General features: G+C 44.0%; 15 protein-coding genes. 13 read left to right on the top strand and 2 right to left on the bottom strand.

Annotated features, from left to right (window positions below):
* Positions 1-7: 7 nt before the first annotated feature.
* From G5B11_RS04655 to G5B11_RS04675, 5 genes are all read left to right on the top strand, one after another.
* Positions 8-928: a bifunctional riboflavin kinase/FAD synthetase gene (locus G5B11_RS04655; RefSeq protein ID WP_330603071.1), complete on the top strand. Its 921-nt coding sequence runs from the start codon at positions 8-10 to the stop codon at positions 926-928.
* A gap of 62 nt (positions 929-990) precedes the next feature.
* Complete coding sequence (locus G5B11_RS04660) at positions 991-2655, top strand: Na/Pi cotransporter family protein (RefSeq protein ID WP_173727051.1); 1665 nt, start codon at positions 991-993, stop codon at positions 2653-2655.
* Between the two features lie 312 nt (positions 2656-2967).
* The gene (gene rpsO / locus G5B11_RS04665) at positions 2968-3234 is read left to right on the top strand and encodes a 30S ribosomal protein S15 (protein WP_158422042.1); all 267 of its coding nucleotides are present in this window, start codon (positions 2968-2970) and stop codon (positions 3232-3234) included.
* A 309-nt stretch (positions 3235-3543) separates the two neighbouring features.
* The gene (locus G5B11_RS04670) at positions 3544-5643 is read left to right on the top strand and encodes a polyribonucleotide nucleotidyltransferase (protein ID WP_158422041.1); all 2100 of its coding nucleotides are present in this window, start codon (positions 3544-3546) and stop codon (positions 5641-5643) included.
* A gap of 74 nt (positions 5644-5717) precedes the next feature.
* A complete protein-coding gene (locus G5B11_RS04675) occupies positions 5718-6233 on the top strand; it encodes a deoxyuridine 5'-triphosphate nucleotidohydrolase (protein WP_158422040.1) in 516 nt (171 codons plus the stop codon).
* 43 nt (positions 6234-6276) lie between these two features.
* Here G5B11_RS04675 and G5B11_RS04680 read toward each other — a convergent pair whose 3' ends face one another.
* Both G5B11_RS04680 and G5B11_RS04685 read right to left on the bottom strand, forming a co-directional pair.
* Positions 6277-6663, bottom strand: a complete 387-nt coding sequence (locus G5B11_RS04680; RefSeq protein ID WP_158422039.1) for a DUF1292 domain-containing protein — start codon at positions 6661-6663, stop codon at positions 6277-6279.
* Positions 6664-6837: 174 nt separating this feature from the next.
* A complete protein-coding gene (locus G5B11_RS04685; RefSeq protein WP_173727052.1) occupies positions 6838-8025 on the bottom strand; it encodes a cation:proton antiporter in 1188 nt (395 codons plus the stop codon).
* Positions 8026-8238: 213 nt separating this feature from the next.
* On the opposite strand from G5B11_RS04685, the gene G5B11_RS04690 reads away from it, so the two are divergent.
* From G5B11_RS04690 to era, 8 genes are read left to right on the top strand one after another with little or no spacing between them, the layout of a single operon-like run.
* Positions 8239-8994 (top strand): exodeoxyribonuclease III, encoded by a 756-nt coding sequence (locus G5B11_RS04690; protein ID WP_173727053.1) that lies wholly within the window; start codon positions 8239-8241, stop codon positions 8992-8994.
* 17 nt (positions 8995-9011) lie between these two features.
* A complete protein-coding gene (locus G5B11_RS04695; protein WP_173727054.1) occupies positions 9012-10970 on the top strand; it encodes a Type II secretory pathway, pullulanase PulA and related glycosidase in 1959 nt (652 codons plus the stop codon).
* On the top strand, positions 10930-11463 hold the full coding sequence (locus tag G5B11_RS04700) for a DUF5662 family protein (protein WP_158422035.1): 534 nt from the start codon (positions 10930-10932) through the stop codon (positions 11461-11463). The genes G5B11_RS04695 and G5B11_RS04700 overlap by 41 nt, the downstream gene beginning before the upstream one ends.
* 26 nt (positions 11464-11489) lie before the next feature.
* Entirely contained in the window at positions 11490-12605 is a 1116-nt protein-coding gene (gene glf / locus G5B11_RS04705; RefSeq protein ID WP_158422034.1) for a UDP-galactopyranose mutase, read from the top strand.
* Complete coding sequence (locus G5B11_RS04710) at positions 12592-13239, top strand: DUF6553 family protein (RefSeq protein WP_244092914.1); 648 nt, start codon at positions 12592-12594, stop codon at positions 13237-13239. The genes glf and G5B11_RS04710 overlap by 14 nt, the downstream gene beginning before the upstream one ends.
* An 8-nt stretch (positions 13240-13247) precedes the next feature.
* A complete protein-coding gene (locus G5B11_RS04715) occupies positions 13248-14273 on the top strand; it encodes an SGNH/GDSL hydrolase family protein (RefSeq protein WP_173727055.1) in 1026 nt (341 codons plus the stop codon).
* 12 nt (positions 14274-14285) lie between these two features.
* Positions 14286-17210: an insulinase family protein gene (locus G5B11_RS04720; RefSeq protein WP_158422032.1), complete on the top strand. Its 2925-nt coding sequence runs from the start codon at positions 14286-14288 to the stop codon at positions 17208-17210.
* A gap of 17 nt (positions 17211-17227) precedes the next feature.
* Positions 17228-18136: a GTPase Era gene (gene era, locus G5B11_RS04725; protein ID WP_158422031.1), complete on the top strand. Its 909-nt coding sequence runs from the start codon at positions 17228-17230 to the stop codon at positions 18134-18136.

Below are 18136 nucleotides of genomic sequence, written 5' to 3' on the forward strand. Positions count from 1 at the left end.
GGAGCAGATGATGGAATATCTGAAGATAAACGGGGAATTTCCAAGGCTTGCACCTTGCGGTGTGACCCTGGGAAAGTTCGACGGGATCCACAGAGGCCATATGCGTCTGGTGGAAAAGGTACTGGAATACAAGAATATGACAGGCTCTAAGGCAGTGCTTTTTGCCATTGATGTAAATGAAAAGATGATTCTTTCCCGTAAGGAAAGGGCTGATTTCCTTGAAAAAGCAGGTATAGATGTTTTGGTGGAGTGTCCTTTGACTGACAGCTTTAAGCATCAGAAGGCTGAGAATTTTATAAAAGAGATTTTGCTTGGAGATTTGCATGCCGGTTTTGTAGCAGTAGGAGAAGATTATCGGTTTGGATACGGCAGGAAAGGTACTCCCCAGCTTTTGAAAAGTTTTGGTGCAAAATACGGTTTCCATGCTGAAGTCATCTCAAAAGAGATGGATGGCAGACGAAAGGTAAGCAGTACGTTTATACGGGAAGAACTGAAAAAGGGAAAAATGGAAAAAGTAGAGGATCTGCTGGGCAGACCCTATTTTCTTGCCGGAGAGATTTTGCATGGGCGAGGCCTTGGACACAGAATGCTTCTTCCAACAACAAATATGATTCCTGATCCGGATAAGCTGATGCCTCCAAACGGTGTTTATGTAACCGTTTCTCATTTTGATAACCAGGTATATGGGGGAATCACCAATATTGGGTGTAAGCCTACAGTGGGAGGAGAATCCTTTATCGGCGTTGAGACCTACCTGTTTGACTGCAGCCAGGATCTATATGGAAAGCCCTGTAAGGTAGAATTTCTGCATTATCTGAGGCCGGAACATAAATTCCCATCCCTTGAGGCTTTGAAGACCCAGCTTTTAAAAGATGCACAACAGGGAAAAGATTTCATGGACAAAAACCAAAATATCATATATAGTTAATGATGTAGCTACTGTAAAGAAACAGTAAAAAAAGTGTAAAATACAAGGGAGATAATTGAGCAATGGCAGAGATTATTCTTGGACTTATGGGAGGGCTTGGGCTCTTCTTATATGGTATGAGGTTGATGAGCGACAGCTTGGAACAGGCGGCTGGAGCCAGGATGAGAGCGATTCTTGAGTTCTTTACAAAGACCCCATTACGTGGGATCCTTGTAGGTACTCTTTTTACAGCAGTGATCCAGTCATCCAGTGCCTGTACAGTTATGGTGGTCAGCTTTGTAAACTCAGGGCTGATGGATCTGTACCAGGCCGCAGGCGTGATCATGGGAGCTAATATTGGTACTACAATCACGTCACAGCTGATTTCATTTAACCTTTCCGCACTGGCACCTGCCATTGTTATGGCTGGTATCATACTGGTAATGATTTCCAAGAAGGTGAAAGTCCAGAGAGTGGGCGAGGTACTTCTTGGCTTTGGTATCCTGTTTATGGGACTGAATACAATGTCCAGTTCCATGGCAGTTTTGAGGGAATCCCCTCAGGTAGTTGAGATCATGGGATCTCTTAACGGTCATTTTGCAGCATTGATCGTAGGTCTTGTGGTTACAGCAGTCCTTCAGAGCTCTTCAGCTACGGTTGGTATTGTGCTCCTCCTTGCAAATCAGGGGCTGCTGGATATGAGGATCTGTTTCTTCATTATCCTTGGATGTAATATTGGAGCCTGTGTATCTGCACTTCTTGCCGGTCTGAATGGCAAGCGTGATGCAAAGAGAGCGGCAATGATCCATTTGTTGTTTAATATTTTGGGTACGATCATCATGTATGTGGCCCTGACTGTGGCATTGGAACCGATCACACACTTTATTGAATTTGTTTCCGGAAGCAATCCGGGCCGTGAGGTGGCAAATGCCCACACATTGATCAAGATCGTGGAGGTATTGATCCTTGCACCGTTTATCAAGCAGATCGTAAAGATGACCGGCTGGGTTGTAAGAGGAAAGGAAGAGACGGAAGAAGAAGGCTTCCATCTTCAGTATATTGGCGAAAAATCAGTTTATTCTCCTACAACTGCTGTATTCGATGCGATCCGGGAGATGGAGAGAATGGGACATATGGCCATTTCCAATCTGGAGCGTGCCATGAATGCACTGGTTACGCTGGATGAGCAGGAGATCGAACAGGTATATCAGGTGGAGAGGCAGATCGATTATCTGAATCATGAGATCACCAGTTATCTTGTAAAGGTAAATGGTACTACTCTTCCGGCAGATGACGCAAAGAGCATTGGCGGTTTGTTCCATGTGGTGAATGATATTGAGCGTATCGGGGATCATGCGGAGAATATTGCAGACGCAGCAGAAGCCCGGTTGAAGCAGAATATCGGCTTCAGCGAATCTGCCAAGCGTGAGTTGTCCAGCATGCTGGACATGGTGATCAAGATTACCACATATGCGCTGGATATGTTCTCAAGCAATAATCAGGAACATATGCAGGAGATCCTGGATTTGGAAGATCAGGTAGATGAAACAGAAAGGGAACTGCAGGAGTCACACATCCAGCGTCTTACCAGAGGCGAATGTACAGCCAGCGCAGGTATGATGTTCTCTGATATTATATCCGGTTTGGAGAGAGTATCTGACCATGCTACCAACATTGCTTTTTCCCTTTTGGACGACGATCCTATTGAGCAGCAGAAAGAGGAGCGTGCAAAAGCCGCTGGAAGATAAAGCTGTATCTGGTAACAATTAAACTGGGGAAGCAGCTGAATAGTTTTATAAAAACAACTGAAAAGTTTTATGAGAAACAAAAGGAACGTTTCACGAAAAGTCATGATAAATTTCATGAAAAACAACTGAAAAGTTCTATGGAAAAAGGTTTACAGAAAAAGGCGGATATGCTATACTGTCTTTTGTGTGGGTACAGCCCATATTCAGAGGTTGGAAACTCCGACCGTCTCTTAATATGCGGCGTTTACCTGCAGGCTTACGGTAAGGATTTGCCGGAGCATCTATAATATTATTTTAAGGAGGAAATCAAAGATGATTTCAAAAGAAAAGAAAGCAGCGATCATGAAAGAGTATGCAAGAAGCGAAGGTGATACAGGTTCACCGGAGGTTCAGGTAGCTATCCTTACAGCAAGGATCCAGGAGCTTACCGAGCATCTTCAGAGCAACCACAAAGACCATCATTCAAGAAGAGGTCTTCTGAAAATGGTTGGACAGAGACGTGGTCTGTTAGCTTACTTAAAGAAAACAGATATCGCAAGATACCGTGCACTGATTGAAAAATTAGGTTTAAGAAAGTAATTAGTATGCGGAAGGGACGGATTTCCATCCGTCCCTGTTTTATGTACTAGGAAATTCCGTTGGAATTTCCTAGTACATAAAAAAGCCCTACCGGGCAGGATCGCACTGCGGCGGAAGGGTAGATGTCGCTTAAGGCGACCCGCCGCAGGCGGAGAATCCTGCTTTGCAGGATTCTTATGTTAAGGCAGCAGAAGTTATTCCGAGACTACTGAAAAGCCCAGTTGCTTTGGCAGGCAAATGGTTTTTTCAGTTGTTTCGGGCTTCTGTGTCAGATCAAAGAAAATAAGAGAATTGAAAAGGAGAAAAAAGATGTACAAAAGTTATTCCATGGAATTAGCTGGAAGAACGCTTACTGTAGACATCGGACGTGTTGCAAAGCAGGCAAACGGTGCAGCCCTGATGCATTATGGCGATACCACTGTACTGGCAACAGCTACAGCATCAAAGGAGCCAAGAGAGGGAATTGACTTTTTCCCTTTAAGTGTAGAATATGAAGAGAAGATGTACGCTGTTGGGAAGATCCCGGGCGGATTCAACAAGAGAGAGGGAAAGGCCAGTGAGCATGCGATCCTTACTTCCCGTGTGATTGACCGTCCAATGCGTCCTCTGTTTCCTAAGGATTATAGAAATGATGTTACATTGGTAGATATGGTTATGTCTGTTGATCCGGAGTGCAATCCTGAGATCCCTGCAATGCTGGGCTCCTCCATTGCTACCTGTATTTCCGATATTCCATTTGACGGTCCATGTGCAACCACACAGGTTGGCCTGATTGATGGAGAGTTTATTATCAACCCAACTCTTGCACAGAAGGATATGTCTGACCTTCAGCTGACAGTTGCTTCCACAAGAGACAAGGTGATCATGATCGAGGCCGGAGCCAATGAGGTTCCCGAAGCAAAGATGATCGAAGCCATCTACAAGGCACATGAAGTCAATCAGGAGATCATCAAATTCATCGATAAGATCGTAGCAGAGTGTGGTAAAGAAAAGCATACGTATCAGTCCTGTGCAGTTCCGGAAGAGCTTTTTGCAGCCATCAAAGAGATCGTTCCTCCAGAAGAAATGGAAGTGGCAGTATTCTCTGATGACAAGCAGACAAGAGAGAACAATGTGGCACAGGTTACTGAGAAGCTGAAAGAAGCTTTTGCAGATAAAGAAGAATGGCTGGCTGTACTTGGTGAGGCTGTATACCAGTATCAGAAGAAGACTGTACGTAAGATGATCCTGAAAGACCACAAGCGTCCGGATGGACGTGCCATCAAGCAGATCCGTCCTCTGGCTGCAGAAGTGGATATTATCCCCAGAGTTCATGGTTCTGCCATGTTTACAAGAGGACAGACACAGATCTGTACAGTGACTACTTTGGCACCGCTTGCCGAGGCACAGAGACTGGACGGACTGGATGAGTTTGAAACATCTAAGAGATATATGCATCACTACAACTTCCCATCCTACTCTGTAGGCGAGACAAAGCCGTCCAGAGGACCGGGACGTCGTGAGATTGGTCATGGAGCACTGGCAGAGAGAGCTCTTGTACCAGTACTTCCAAGTGAAGAAGAGTTCCCATATGCAATCCGTACAGTGTCTGAGACTTTTGAGTCCAATGGTTCTACTTCTCAGGCAAGTATCTGTGCATCTACCATGTCTCTGGAAGCAGCCGGAGTACCAATCAAGAAACCGGTTGCAGGTATTTCCTGCGGTCTTGTTACCGGAGATACAGATGATGATTATATCGTCCTGACCGATATCCAGGGTCTTGAGGATTTCTTTGGTGATATGGACTTTAAGGTAGCAGGTACCCATGATGGTATCACAGCTATCCAGATGGATATTAAGATCCATGGTCTTACCAGACAAATCGTAGAGGAAGCAATTGCACGTACCAAAGAGGCAAGAGAGTACATCCTTACAGAAGTGATCGAGAAATGTATCCCAGGTCCACGTCCAAGCGTTGGCGCTTATGCACCTAAGATCATCCAGATCCAGATCGATCCGCAGAAGATTGGTGATGTAGTTGGACAGCGTGGAAAGACCATCAATACGATTATTGAGCGTACAGGTGTTAAGATCGATATTACAGACGAAGGCGCAGTTTCCATTTGTGGTGTTGATGCCAAGAGTATGGAAGAAGCCAAGAAAATGATTGAGATCATTGCTACAGATTTTGAACAGGGTCAGATCTTTACCGGCCGTGTGATCAGTATTAAGGAGTTTGGTGCATTTGTTGAGTTTGCACCAGGCAAAGAGGGTATGGTTCATATTTCCAAGATCTGCAAGGAGCGCATCAACCGGGTAGAGGATGTACTTACACTTGGAGATAAGGTGACAGTGATCTGCCTTGGAAAAGACAAGATGGGAAGAATGAGCTTCAGCATCAAGGATGTTCCGGCAGAAGCAAGAAAATAAATTCCATTATTACAATAAGAGCAAAGGGCTGCTGCAGGATTGATGTGGCAGCTCTTTTTACAGGAGTTAGAATTATGAGAAGAATTGGAAAATTCCATAAAGTAAGCTTTGAAAGATTTGCCGGTGACTGGAAGGATTCATTTCCGGAAATGAAAGAGGAAGAAGTAAAGGCTGTATATGAGAATCTTTCTCTTCCCAGAAGAGCCACTGCAGGAAGTGCCGGGTATGATTTTTTTGCACCGGTAAGTTATACCATTAAGCCTGGTGAAACTGTGAAGATCCCTACTGGGATCCGTGTGGAAATGGAACAGGACTGGGTATTGAAATGTTATCCAAGAAGCGGTCTTGGATTTAAATACAGGCTGCAGCTGAATAATACAGTAGGGATCATTGACAGTGATTATTTCTATTCTGATAATGAGGGACATATTTTTGCAAAGCTGACCAATGATTCAAAGGAAGGGAAAATTGTGGAGATTGCTGCAGGCACAGGCTTCATGCAGGGAATCTTTGTAGAATACGGTATTACAGTAGATGATGATGTAACAGATGTGCGAAATGGCGGGTTTGGAAGTACCACAGGAAAATAAGGAAAACCTGGCAGACAAAAAAGAAGCCGGAGCCCCTGGAAGATTATTCCAGGGGAGCTCCGGCTTCTTCTGCATCCCGTGCATTCTGAAGGACAACATCAAAAGCAACGGCTGCTTTATTGTATTCTTCATCATCTTCAATATTTGCCAGCATTGGATCGCCGGATTCTGTGCGGGTGAAGGAGTAAAGATATACCTCTCCATCAGTATTCTGACCGTTCTCATCCAGAGGAAGAAGTGCAATGTATTCTTTTGCATCTACCGGGAAGATGGTCAGGATGGCACATTCTACTTCTGTATCATCCTCCATGGTGAGAGTGATGGTACGGTGAGAAGAAATGTCACTGCCGCCACAGCCGCCTGCACAGGAAGCACAGTCGCTGGGGCTGCAGGAAGTACTGCCACTGCAGCCAAATTCTGTATCGCTCATAAAAATGAACCTCGCTTTTCTTTAATATGATACCTGTGGATCGCTTTATACTTTGCAAACCCACAGGTATCATTATACTAACAGATATGTAACCAGATTGCAATGACTGGTATTGTTTATTTGCTTAATGTATGACTGGTATTGTATATTTACTCAATATATCACTGGTATTCCTTATTTGCTTAACGCCCTGGAAGAGGAACGGGAGTAAAGCAATTTCAGGAAAATAGGTGTGATCACGGAAGATACCAGGATCAGCAGGATCACAGCTGTGAAATACTTGGACTCGATCATACCAACCTGAAGGCCCTTTTGAGCAACGATCAGGGCAACCTCTCCACGAGTCATCATGCCTATTCCGATTTTGATAGAATCTTCGCCGCTAAAACCAAGTATCTTGGACATCAGTCCACAGCCTATAATCTTGGTGATCAGTCCTATTGCCACAAAAAGTACACAGAAAAGAAGAAGAGCAGGTGTCAGCTGATCAATGTTTGTTTTCAATCCAATGCTGGCAAAGAAAACAGGAGCAAATACCATGTATGAACTTACATCTGCCTTGCGGGCAATGTATTCTGCATCATCAATGCTGCACAGGATAATACCTGCCACATAAGCACCGGTAATATCAGCGATGCCGAAATATTTTTCTGCAATATAGGCCATGGCAAAGGCAAGTACAAAGCCGAAAATAGGAAGTCTCCTTGTATGAGGATAACGCTTGTCCAGCCACTGGAAGAATTTGCAGATCAGAACACCCAGGATGAAGAAAATCAGGAAAAACAGTACAGTGGAAATGATCACCTTGGAAGGCTTGGAATTAGGATCTTTCATACCAATTACAAAGGTCAGTACAATGATCCCGATCACATCGTCAATGATCGCAGCACTCATAATGGTTGTTCCGGTTTCTGTTTTAAGATAGCCCAGCTCCTTCAAGGTGGCAACCGTAATACTTACAGAGGTGGCTGTCAGGATCACTCCGGTAAAGATCGCAGAGTAAAAACCGGAAGAACCGCCGGGAGCAAAACCATAATAGCAGCTATAAAGCAGATATCCGCCAAGAAGCGGGACCAGTACTCCTGAACAGGCGATCAGAAAGGCTTTCCAGCCTGTACGCATCAGATCCTTCAGACTGGTCTGAAGACCGGCAAAAAACATAAGCAGAACAACACCGATCTCGGCCAGACCGCTGATCAGATCTGTCTGCTGAACAAGACCAAGCATACAAGGACCGATCAGAAGTCCTGCAATGATCTCCCCTACAACCTGCGGTGCTTTCAGCTTTCCGGCGAGAAGACCACACAATTTGGCTGAGATCAGGATAATGGCCAGATCTTTGAAAATCTCATAAGTTTCCATTCATAATTCCCCCTCATATAATAGGTATTTTAAGATTCCTTTGTAACGGAACAATTATAGCATTGCTGTTTTAGGTATGCAAGCAAGAAAAGCTGTTTTTATCTGTTAAATTGTGTTATACTTATAACAGTATGCGAAAATGGATAAAAGCAATTGAAAACAGATTCGCAGCATCATATGGGCAGGTATCCTGCCCTGGTAAAGGAGCAAAGAATGAAACTTATTTCATGGAACGTAAACGGGATCAGAGCCTGCCTGACCAAAGGATTTGAGGAGAGTTTCAAGAAGCTGGACGGAGATGTTTTCTGTCTGCAGGAAACCAAGTGTCAGGAAGGGCAAGTGAAAATAGAACTTCCGGGCTATCATCAGTATTGGAATTATGCCAATCGTAAAGGATATTCCGGCACAGCCATTTTTACAAAAAAGGAACCTCTTTCTGTTTTTTATGGAATGGGTATAGAAGAGCATGATAAAGAGGGGCGGATGATCACACTTGAATTTCCGGAAGCTTATGTAGTTACTGTATATACACCCAATTCCCAGAGTGAACTTCGCCGTCTTACATACCGGCAGCAGTGGGAAGCAGATTTCCTTGTTTATCTGCAGAAACTTAAGGAGCAAAAGCCTGTGATCTGCTGTGGTGATATGAATGTGGCACACAAAGAGATCGATCTTAAGAATCCTAAGAATAATCGTATGAATCCAGGATTTACTGATGAAGAGCGGGCTTGCTTTTCAAAATTACTGGATCATGGCTTTACAGATACTTTTCGGTATTTTTATCCGGAACAGGAAGGGATTTATTCCTGGTGGTCCTACAGATTTAAGGCCAGGGAGAAAAATGCAGGATGGAGGATCGACTACTTTCTTACCTCTTCTTCATTAGAAGATAGATTAAAAGATGCAAAGATCCATACAGAGATTATGGGATCTGATCATTGTCCGGTGGAATTGGAGATCAATCTTTAAAAGTAGGAGGGCAACATATGCAGTCTATGAATAACACCAGAATTAAACCGGGATATCCACAGGTCCTTGGGGCGTACAAGCTGGAGGGCGGATACAATTTTGCAGTTGAAGCTCCTGAGGATGCCCAGGTTTCCCTGCTCTTATATAAACGAAATCAGCTTGCACCAGTTGAGGAGATTCCTATGGGCCGGGAATACCAAACAGGCAGAGTTTTTGCCATCCGTCTTACAGATAAAAGCGTTGCCAGCTGCCAGTACAATTTTCTGATCAACGGAAGCGTGGTTCAGGATCCCTGTGCCTGCCGTCTGACAGGCAGGAGGAAATTTGGAAGTCCGTATACTGAGGATCCTCATGCAGTACGGTGTGAGCTTCTTAAAGATACTCCATATGACTGGGAAGGAGATGAAGGGATCCAGAGAGAATATAAGGATATGATCCTTTACAAGCTTCACGTAAGAGGCTATACAAAGGCTGCCGGAAGTACCATAAAGAAAAAAGGTACATTTCAGGGGCTGACAGAGATGATCCCTTATTGGAAGGATTTAGGGATAAATACCATTGAATTGATGCCTGCCTATGAATTTCAGGAAGTGGCCGATAAAAAGGAACAGGAAGGGATGATCACCAGCCGAAGGAAAAAGGACGAAGTGAATTTCTGGGGGTATATTCCTGGAAGTTACTTTGCCCCAAAGGAAGCCTACTGCGCCGGCAGAGATCCGGTACAGGAGTTTAAGGATATGGTCAAAGCACTTCATAAGGCTGGAATTGGCTGCATTATGGAAATGTTCTTCCCTAGGGATATCAGTCCACTGATTCCTTTACATGCCCTTCAGTTCTGGAAAGAATATTACCATGTAGACGGTTTTCATCTTCTGGGAGACGGAGTTCCGCTGGAACTGCTTCTTCGGGATGGCCTTCTTGCCGGCACAATGATCATGACCCAGGGATACGATATGAATGAATTTTACAGAGGACGGAAATTTGTACACCGTAGCTTTGCTGAATACAATCCGGGATTTCTTCAGGATATGCGGCGCTTTCTGAAAAGTGACGAGGATATGGTTTCAGCAGCCAGATACCGCCTCTCCAGAAATCCGGACACTTACGGTGTGATCAATTATATGGCCAGCCAGGATGGATTTACCATGAATGATATGGTATCTTATAATTACAGACACAATGAAGCCAATGCAGAGGATAATTCGGACGGTTGCGCTTATAATTATTCCTGGAATTGTGGTATGGAAGGTCCAAGCAGGAAGACAGCCATCCGGCAGCTTCGGGAACGGCAGATCCGTAATGCATTTGCCATGGTACTTCTTGCACAGGGGACGCCTATGATCTACGGTGGAGATGAGATCTGTAATTCCCAGGAAGGAAATAACAATGCCTATTGTCAGGATAACAGCATTGGCTGGGTAGACTGGAAAGGCCAAAAGAAAAATCAGGGGATCCATACGTTTGTAAAGAAGCTGATCCGTTTTCGAATGGAGCATCCCATCCTTCACGGGGCAACGCAGCTAAGAGAGTCAGATTATCTGGCAATGGGGCTTCCAGATATGTCCTTCCACGGCGAACGTGCCTGGTTTTGCAGCTCAGAGAATACCAGCCGCATGCTGGGCATTCTGTACTGCGGTGCATATGCAGGAGATCAAACAGCCGATGAGAATATTTACATTGGATATAATTTCTACTGGGAAAAGCGTTCTTTGGCATTACCGGATCTGCCGGATACCATGCAATGGAAAAAGGTGCTTGATACCTGGGATCTGACCGGAGATGGCTTCTATGAGAAAGAGAATGCCAGGGAGTATACCAAGTCTGTGGAGATCCAGCCAAGGAGCATTGTAGTGCTTCTTGGAGAACGGCTTCCTGTTCCCAGCAAAAGAAAAAAGAAAATACGTGATACAAAAAATGCAGGGCAGGAGGTAAAACATGCATCCGTGGCTTCACTTCAAAACAATCACAAAGCATAAACTGATGGTAATGGGTTATTGCTTTCGTATCGGACTATATAAGCAGGGCCTTCTTCATGATCTTTCCAAGTATTCGCCTGCGGAATTTCTTGTAGGATGCAGGTATTATCAGGGAGACCGTAGCCCAAACAATGCAGAAAGGGAGGCCACCGGAGTTTCCACAGCATGGCTTCACCATAAGGGAAGGAATAAACATCATTATGAGCATTGGGTAGATTATTCCCTTGATGATTCACATGTGATCATGGGTGCGCCTATGCCCAGAAAATATATTGCGGAGATGGTGATGGACAGGATCAGTGCATCCAGAACCTATATGGGAGATGCTTATACCTGTCAGGCTCCATTACAGTATTATCTGAAAAGCAAAAATAAATTATGGTTTGTACATCCAAAGACCAAAAGAGATCTGGAAGCGCTTCTTCGGATCCTTAGTGACCATGGGGAAGAAAAAGCGCTTCATTATATTAAAAATGTATATCTTCGTAAATAACAAACTTACAAAAGGGGGCTTTTTAAATGAAGAAATATGATTATCTGATCGTTGGAGCAGGTTTGTTTGGGGCTGTGTTTGCACATGAAGCGGCCCAAAAAGGGAAAACTTGTCTTGTGATTGACAAAAGAGATCATATTGGCGGAAATATTTATACAGAAGAAGTAGAAGGGATCCAGGTACACAGATACGGAGCCCATATTTTCCATACATCAAAGAAGAATGTGTGGGAATACGTGAACCAGTTTGCAGACTTTAATCATTTTGTAAATTCTCCGGTAGCTATCTACAAGGATGAGCTTTACAACCTGCCCTTTAACATGAACACCTTCCATCAGCTGTGGGGAGTAAAGACTCCGGCAGAGGCAAAGGCAAAGATCCAGGAGCAGATCAGCCGTATGCATATCACCCATCCAAAGAACCTTGAAGAGCAGGCTCTTGCTTTGGTTGGACAGGATGTATACGAAAAATTGGTAGAGGGCTATACCAGAAAGCAGTGGGGCAGAGAGTGTAAGGATCTTCCTGCATTTATTATCAAACGTTTGCCGCTCCGCTACATTTATGATAACAATTACTTTAAAGATCCTTATCAGGGAATTCCAGTGGGTGGATATACCAAGATCATTAAGAAACTTCTGGAAGGAGTGCAAGTGTGCCTGAAAACGGACTTTTTTGCCAATCGTCAGGAGCTGTCTGCACAGGCTGACAAGATCCTGTTTACAGGAATGATCGATGAATTTTATGATTACTGCTATGGGGAACTGGAGTACCGTTCACTTCGCTTTGAAACTGAGGTTCTGGATATGGGCAATTACCAGGGCAATGCAGTTGTGAATTACACAGATTATCAGGTGCCTTATACCAGGATCATTGAACATAAGCATTTTGAGTTTGGCACACAGCCTAAGACTGTGATCACCAGAGAATATCCGGCAGCATGGGAAAAGGGCAAAGAGCCCTATTATCCTATCAACGACATGAAGAACAGTGAACTGTTTGACAAATATGAGCGTAGAGCCTTAGAAGAGAAAAATGTACTGTTCGGCGGACGTCTGGGTATGTATCGTTATATGGATATGGATAAAGTAATCGAAGAAGCCCTGAATATGGCAGAGACAGAACTGACCTATGAGGAACAGTGACCTGCCGCCAATCGTAACAACAGAAAGAGAAAACCAGGAGGATATTGAATTTATGGATACACCTATTATTACACAGTATTATAAGGAACATGACCCAATGAAAAGAAAAGAGCTGCTGGAGCAGTCCATTGCAGCAGGAGAGTGTCCCGAGGAGAATCAGATCCGTAAGGAACTGTGGGAGATCCGTTATGCAGAGCCATCCAAAGTAGACAAGGAGAATCGCGCAGACGGTTTCCTTTCACTGTGGATGGTCATGGAATTCAATAAAGAAGCAGGTAAGAAGTTGTTTGGATTTAAAGGTGCACAGAAAGAGATCAATAAGCATTTACGCCGCCTTCAGTTTGATCAGCTGAGAAATAAAGGAGAACTGTATGAGGAGATTCTGTACAGAGAATGCTGTCATCTTGTACAGATGTATGTGGATCTTTGCCAGACAGACAGATCCTACAATACCACTCTTTGCGGGATCGTAAGCATTAGCAAGGACAAAGCAAAGCAGAAGATCCAGAAGGATATTTATGAAACAGCCATTCATCTCCCAATGTCCATCAAAATGGAAGAAGAACTTAGTCTTATCACCAGAGCCGCCCGTGAGGTGTATGAACTCTACTTTCCCGGAGAGGGAGGCATCTGATTATTAACATGAGGGAGTTTACAGATTGGATAAAGGGAAGATGGGGCAAGGCTGTTAAAAAAACGGCAGCAGCAGTTTGTGCGCTTTGTCTTTGCATGCCCCAGACTGTATACGGCAGACCTGCAGTTTCCTCAGGGAACAGCATACAGATCAAGGATATTCCGCCTGCAGTTTCAGACAGCAAAAATACAAATAAAGTATCTTTTTACAGAAAAAACGGCACACTATATAAAACAGTATCCGTAGATAAGGAAGGTTATATTACCCTGCCTGGGATAAAGAATACATCTGCCTGCACATTTATGGGCTGGTCGGACAAACCGGGGCAGACGAAAGCACCAAAATATGAAACTGGTCAGAGGATACGGATCAATGGAAATCATAAGCTTTATGCAGTGATGTTCAGAAGGAACAGGGAGCCGGATCTGAAAGAAAATCAGCTGGAGAAAGTAAACCTGTCCAAATACCGTAAGGTGATTTTTGTAGGGGATTCCAGAACACGGGGCATGGAGAAAACCTTTCTGGTTGATTTTGGAAAGGTACCTAAGGGCGTATCCATGATCGCAAGAGGAGGACAGGGGTTATACTGGCTGAAGCAGACTGCAGTGCAAAGATTGTTTGCGGAGGTTCGCTGCCCTGCTTCAGAGAAACGGCCTGCAGCTGTAATATTTAACCTTGGTGCAAATGATCCGTCCTACGGTAACGCATACATTACCTATATGAATCAACTGGCAGAAAAGCTGAAAGCAAGAGGATGTAAGCTTTTTTACATGTCTGTGAATCCAATGAATAATGCTATGCGAAGGTCTGTATATAAAAACGAGACCAAGATCCGGGACTTTAATAACAAACTGAAAGCCGGACTTAGTGACAGCTTTACTTATATTGATACATACCGCTTTCTGATGCGTACAGGTTACAGTACTTTAGGCGGTGTGGGAAAGACTGTACGGTATGATGACGGTCTTCACTATGATAGTACTACCTATAAGCGTATTTATAATCAGTGCATAAAAAAGATCAACGGTAAATAACTGGAGGCATTTATGGATAAAGAAAAATTAACAGCCTACAAACTGATCAGGGAAGAGGATCTGACAGATATTCATTCTAAGGGATATATTCTTTCCCACAGGAAAACAGGGGCAAGGGTAATGCTGATTGAAAATGATGATGAGAACAAGGTTTTCTCCATTGCATTCCGCACTACACCCAAAGACAGCACTGGAGTTCCTCACATTCTGGAGCACAGCGTGCTGTGCGGGTCTAAGGAGTTTCCGTTAAAGGATCCATTTGTGGAACTTGTAAAAGGTTCCCTGAATACATTTTTAAATGCAATGACATATCCGGACAAAACTTGTTATCCGGTAGCCAGCTGTAATGATCAGGATTTCCAGAATCTGATGCATGTATATCTGGATGCTGTATTTTTTCCAAATATATATCAAAAAGAAGAGATTTTCCGCCAGGAAGGCTGGAACTACCATTTGGAAAAGCCGGAAGGACCGCTGACCTATAATGGAGTTGTTTATAATGAGATGAAAGGAGCTTTCTCTTCACCGGATGATGTACTGGAAAGGGAGATCATGAATACTCTTTTCCCGGATACTACCTATGGGGTAGAATCAGGCGGTGACCCGGAGTATATCCCGGATCTGACTTATGAACAGTTCCTTCAGTTTCACCGAACCTATTACCACCCTTCCAACAGCTATATTTACTTGTATGGCAATATGGATATGGCAGAAAAGCTGGAATTTATTGACAAACATTATCTGTCAGGGTTTGAAGCACTGGATGTGGATTCCCACATTGCTCCCCAACCTGCATTTAAAGCCTGCAGGGATACTGTGAAGGAATATCCTGTGGCAGAGAATGAAGGAGAAGAGGACAACTCTTATCTTTCTTACAATATGGTTGTGGGAGATACTACTGATAATGTGAAATGCCTGGCATTTGAGGTGCTGGATTATGCCCTTTTAAGTGCACCGGGGGCACCTTTGAAAAAAGCCCTTCTGGATGCAGGGATCGGTAAAGACATTTACGGTTCCTTTGAGGATGGGATTTTACAGCCATATTTTACAATTGTGGCAAAAGGATCCAATCTTGATAAAAAAGAGGAATTTGTAAGTCTGATCCGTCAGGTTTTAGGTGAGATCGTCCACAATGGTGTAGATAAAAAAGCAATCCTGGCAGGGATCAATTATATGGAGTTCCGATACAGAGAAGCAGACTTTGGTTCTTATCCCAAGGGGCTGATGTACGGACTGGACATTATGGGTGACTGGCTGTATGGTGATGAAAAGCCCTTTGCACAGGTTCAGCAGCTGGCTGTTTTTGAGCAGTTGAAAAAATCTGTAGATGAGGGATATTTTGAACAGCTGATCCGCGACTGCCTGCTTGAGAATCCTCATGGGGCTGTGCTTTGTCTTGTTCCCAAAAAAGGGCTGGCAGCAAAGCGTGAAAAAGAACTGGCAGATAAACTGGAGAACTACCGCAAGAGTCTGTCAGAAAAAGAACTGGCTGAAATGGTTAAAAGGACACAGGAACTGGAAGCCTATCAGGAAGCTGAGGAGGATCCGGCTTTTCTGGAGTGCATCCCTATGTTAAAACGGACAGACATTAAAAGGGAAGCTGCAAAGCTGACCAACGATCCCCAGCAGGTGGATGGAAGTCTGTTCCTTTACCATGATGTGTGTACTAATGGCATCGGATATACAGATCTGATGTTCCAGGTACAGGATATGGAAATAGAAAAGATCCATTATCTTGGATTGTTAAAGTCTGTGCTTGGATTGGTAGATACAGAGAATTATACCTACGGTGCATTGTTTAATGAGATCAATGAAAACACAGGCGGGATTATGTGCGGTGTGGAAGTTTTTGACGATGCAAAGGATCCTCAGAAATTCACAGCGATGTTTTCAGTAAGAGGTAAAGCTCTTTATCCTAAGTATGAATTTCTGTTTTCTATGATCCGTGAGATTTTGTGTACTTCAAAGCTTACAGATACAAAGCGGCTCTATGAGATCATTGCCCAGATCAAATCCAGAGCACAGGCATCTCTTGTATCAGCAGGACATCAGACAGCTGTGCTTAGAGGCTCATCCTATGGATCCCGGATGGCTGCATTTCAGGATGAAATGGCAGGAATCGGTTATTATCACTTTATCGAAAATCTGGAAAAGGATTTTGAAGCAAAGAAAGATGAGATCGTGCAGAACCTGCAGCTGGTGATGGGACAGATCCTTTGCCAGGAAAATATGAGCATTAGCTATACCGGTGAAAAAGAATCTGTGGAGATGGTAAAGACACAGTTTGTTTCCCTGAAAAAGCTTATGGCACATATGACTGAAACAGACGGAAAACAGCAGATCAGTTGTACAAAGAAAAACGAAGGCTTCAAAACAGCCGGGCAGGTACAGTATGTAGCCCAGACAGGTAATTTTGTGGAAAAGGGCTTTGCTTATACAGGTGCTCTGGATATTCTGAAAGTGGCATTAAGCTATGACTATCTCTGGATCAATCTTCGTGTAAAAGGCGGCGCATACGGTTGTATGAGCGGATTTAAGAGAAATGGAGAAAGCTTTTTTGTTTCTTACAGGGATCCTCATCTGGCACGTACTCTGGATGTATATAAAGGGGTTCCGGAATACATCCGTCATTTCAACTCAGATGAAAGAGAAATGACCAAATATATTATCGGTACCATCAGTGGCAAGGATGTGCCAAGGACTCCAATGATGCAGGGGGCGATTTCCAAAACAGCCTATTTTTCTCATGTTACAGAGGAAATGCTTCAGAGGGAGCGTGATCAGATCCTGGATGCAACCGTAGAAGACATCCACAATCTGGCACCTGTTGTGGAGGCTGTGCTGTCTGACGGCCAGATCTGCGTGGTAGGAAGCGAAAGCGAAGTAGAAAAGAACAGAGATCTTTTCATGGAAACAAAGTCACTGATCACCTGTTAGAGAGGAATACGTATTTTATGAATGAAAATTTTAAATCCGGTTTTGTGGCTATTATCGGAAGGCCGAATGTGGGAAAATCCACATTAATGAACCATCTGATCGGCCAGAAGATCGCTATTACTTCTAAAAAGCCCCAGACTACAAGAAACAGGATCCAGACCGTATATACATGTGATCAGGGACAAATCGTATTCCTGGACACACCTGGTATCCATAAGGCCAAAAATAAACTGGGAGAGTATATGGTTGCTGTGGCAGAACGTACCCTGAAAGAGGTAGATGCCATTATGTGGCTGGTAGAACCCACCACCTTTATCGGAGCAGGCGAAAGGCATATTGCCGAGCAGCTTCAGCAGGTAGGGGTTCCGGTGATCCTGATTATCAATAAGATCGATACCGTCAAAAAAGAAGAGATCCTTCCTGCCATTGACACTTACCGCAAAATCTGTGATTTTGCAGAGATCATTCCCTGCTCTGCGCTTCGCGGACAGAATACAGAGGACATTATTGACAGTATTTTCAAGTATCTTCCCTATGGCCCCATGTTTTATGATGAGGATACTGTTACAGACCAGCCCCAGAGACAGATCGTAGCAGAGATCATCCGTGAAAAGGCTCTTCATGCTTTGGACGCAGAGATCCCACATGGGATCGCAGTGGCCATTGATAGGATGAAGGAACGTCCCGGGAAGAACCTGATGTATGATATTGAAGCAACCATTATATGTGAGCGGGAGTCCCATAAGGGGATCATTATCGGCAAAGGCGGCACCATGCTGAAGAAGATCGGCAGCAATGCCAGATATGAATTGGAACGGATGCTGGAAGCAAAGGTAAATCTGAAGCTTTGGGTAAAAGTAAAGAAAGACTGGCGCGACAGTGATTTTATGATCAAGAATTTTGGTTATGACAAGAAGGAAATCTGA

It is taken from the genome of Blautia glucerasea (assembly GCF_013304385.1).
GTDB lineage: Bacteria > Bacillota > Clostridia > Lachnospirales > Lachnospiraceae > Blautia_A > Blautia_A ammoniilytica.

Coding starts and splice junctions, on each gene's coding strand:
- G5B11_RS04655 (WP_330603071.1), top strand. CDS start 8: ATGATGGAATATCTGAAGATAAACGGGGAATTTCCAAGGCTTGCACCT.
- G5B11_RS04660 (WP_173727051.1), top strand. CDS start 991: ATGGCAGAGATTATTCTTGGACTTATGGGAGGGCTTGGGCTCTTCTTA.
- rpsO (WP_158422042.1), top strand. CDS start 2,968: ATGATTTCAAAAGAAAAGAAAGCAGCGATCATGAAAGAGTATGCAAGA.
- G5B11_RS04670 (WP_158422041.1), top strand. CDS start 3,544: ATGTACAAAAGTTATTCCATGGAATTAGCTGGAAGAACGCTTACTGTA.
- G5B11_RS04675 (WP_158422040.1), top strand. CDS start 5,718: ATGAGAAGAATTGGAAAATTCCATAAAGTAAGCTTTGAAAGATTTGCC.
- G5B11_RS04680 (WP_158422039.1), bottom strand. CDS start 6,663: ATGAGCGATACAGAATTTGGCTGCAGTGGCAGTACTTCCTGCAGCCCC.
- G5B11_RS04685 (WP_173727052.1), bottom strand. CDS start 8,025: ATGGAAACTTATGAGATTTTCAAAGATCTGGCCATTATCCTGATCTCA.
- G5B11_RS04690 (WP_173727053.1), top strand. CDS start 8,239: ATGAAACTTATTTCATGGAACGTAAACGGGATCAGAGCCTGCCTGACC.
- G5B11_RS04695 (WP_173727054.1), top strand. CDS start 9,012: ATGCAGTCTATGAATAACACCAGAATTAAACCGGGATATCCACAGGTC.
- G5B11_RS04700 (WP_158422035.1), top strand. CDS start 10,930: ATGCATCCGTGGCTTCACTTCAAAACAATCACAAAGCATAAACTGATG.
- glf (WP_158422034.1), top strand. CDS start 11,490: ATGAAGAAATATGATTATCTGATCGTTGGAGCAGGTTTGTTTGGGGCT.
- G5B11_RS04710 (WP_244092914.1), top strand. CDS start 12,592: ATGAGGAACAGTGACCTGCCGCCAATCGTAACAACAGAAAGAGAAAAC.
- G5B11_RS04715 (WP_173727055.1), top strand. CDS start 13,248: ATGAGGGAGTTTACAGATTGGATAAAGGGAAGATGGGGCAAGGCTGTT.
- G5B11_RS04720 (WP_158422032.1), top strand. CDS start 14,286: ATGGATAAAGAAAAATTAACAGCCTACAAACTGATCAGGGAAGAGGAT.
- era (WP_158422031.1), top strand. CDS start 17,228: ATGAATGAAAATTTTAAATCCGGTTTTGTGGCTATTATCGGAAGGCCG.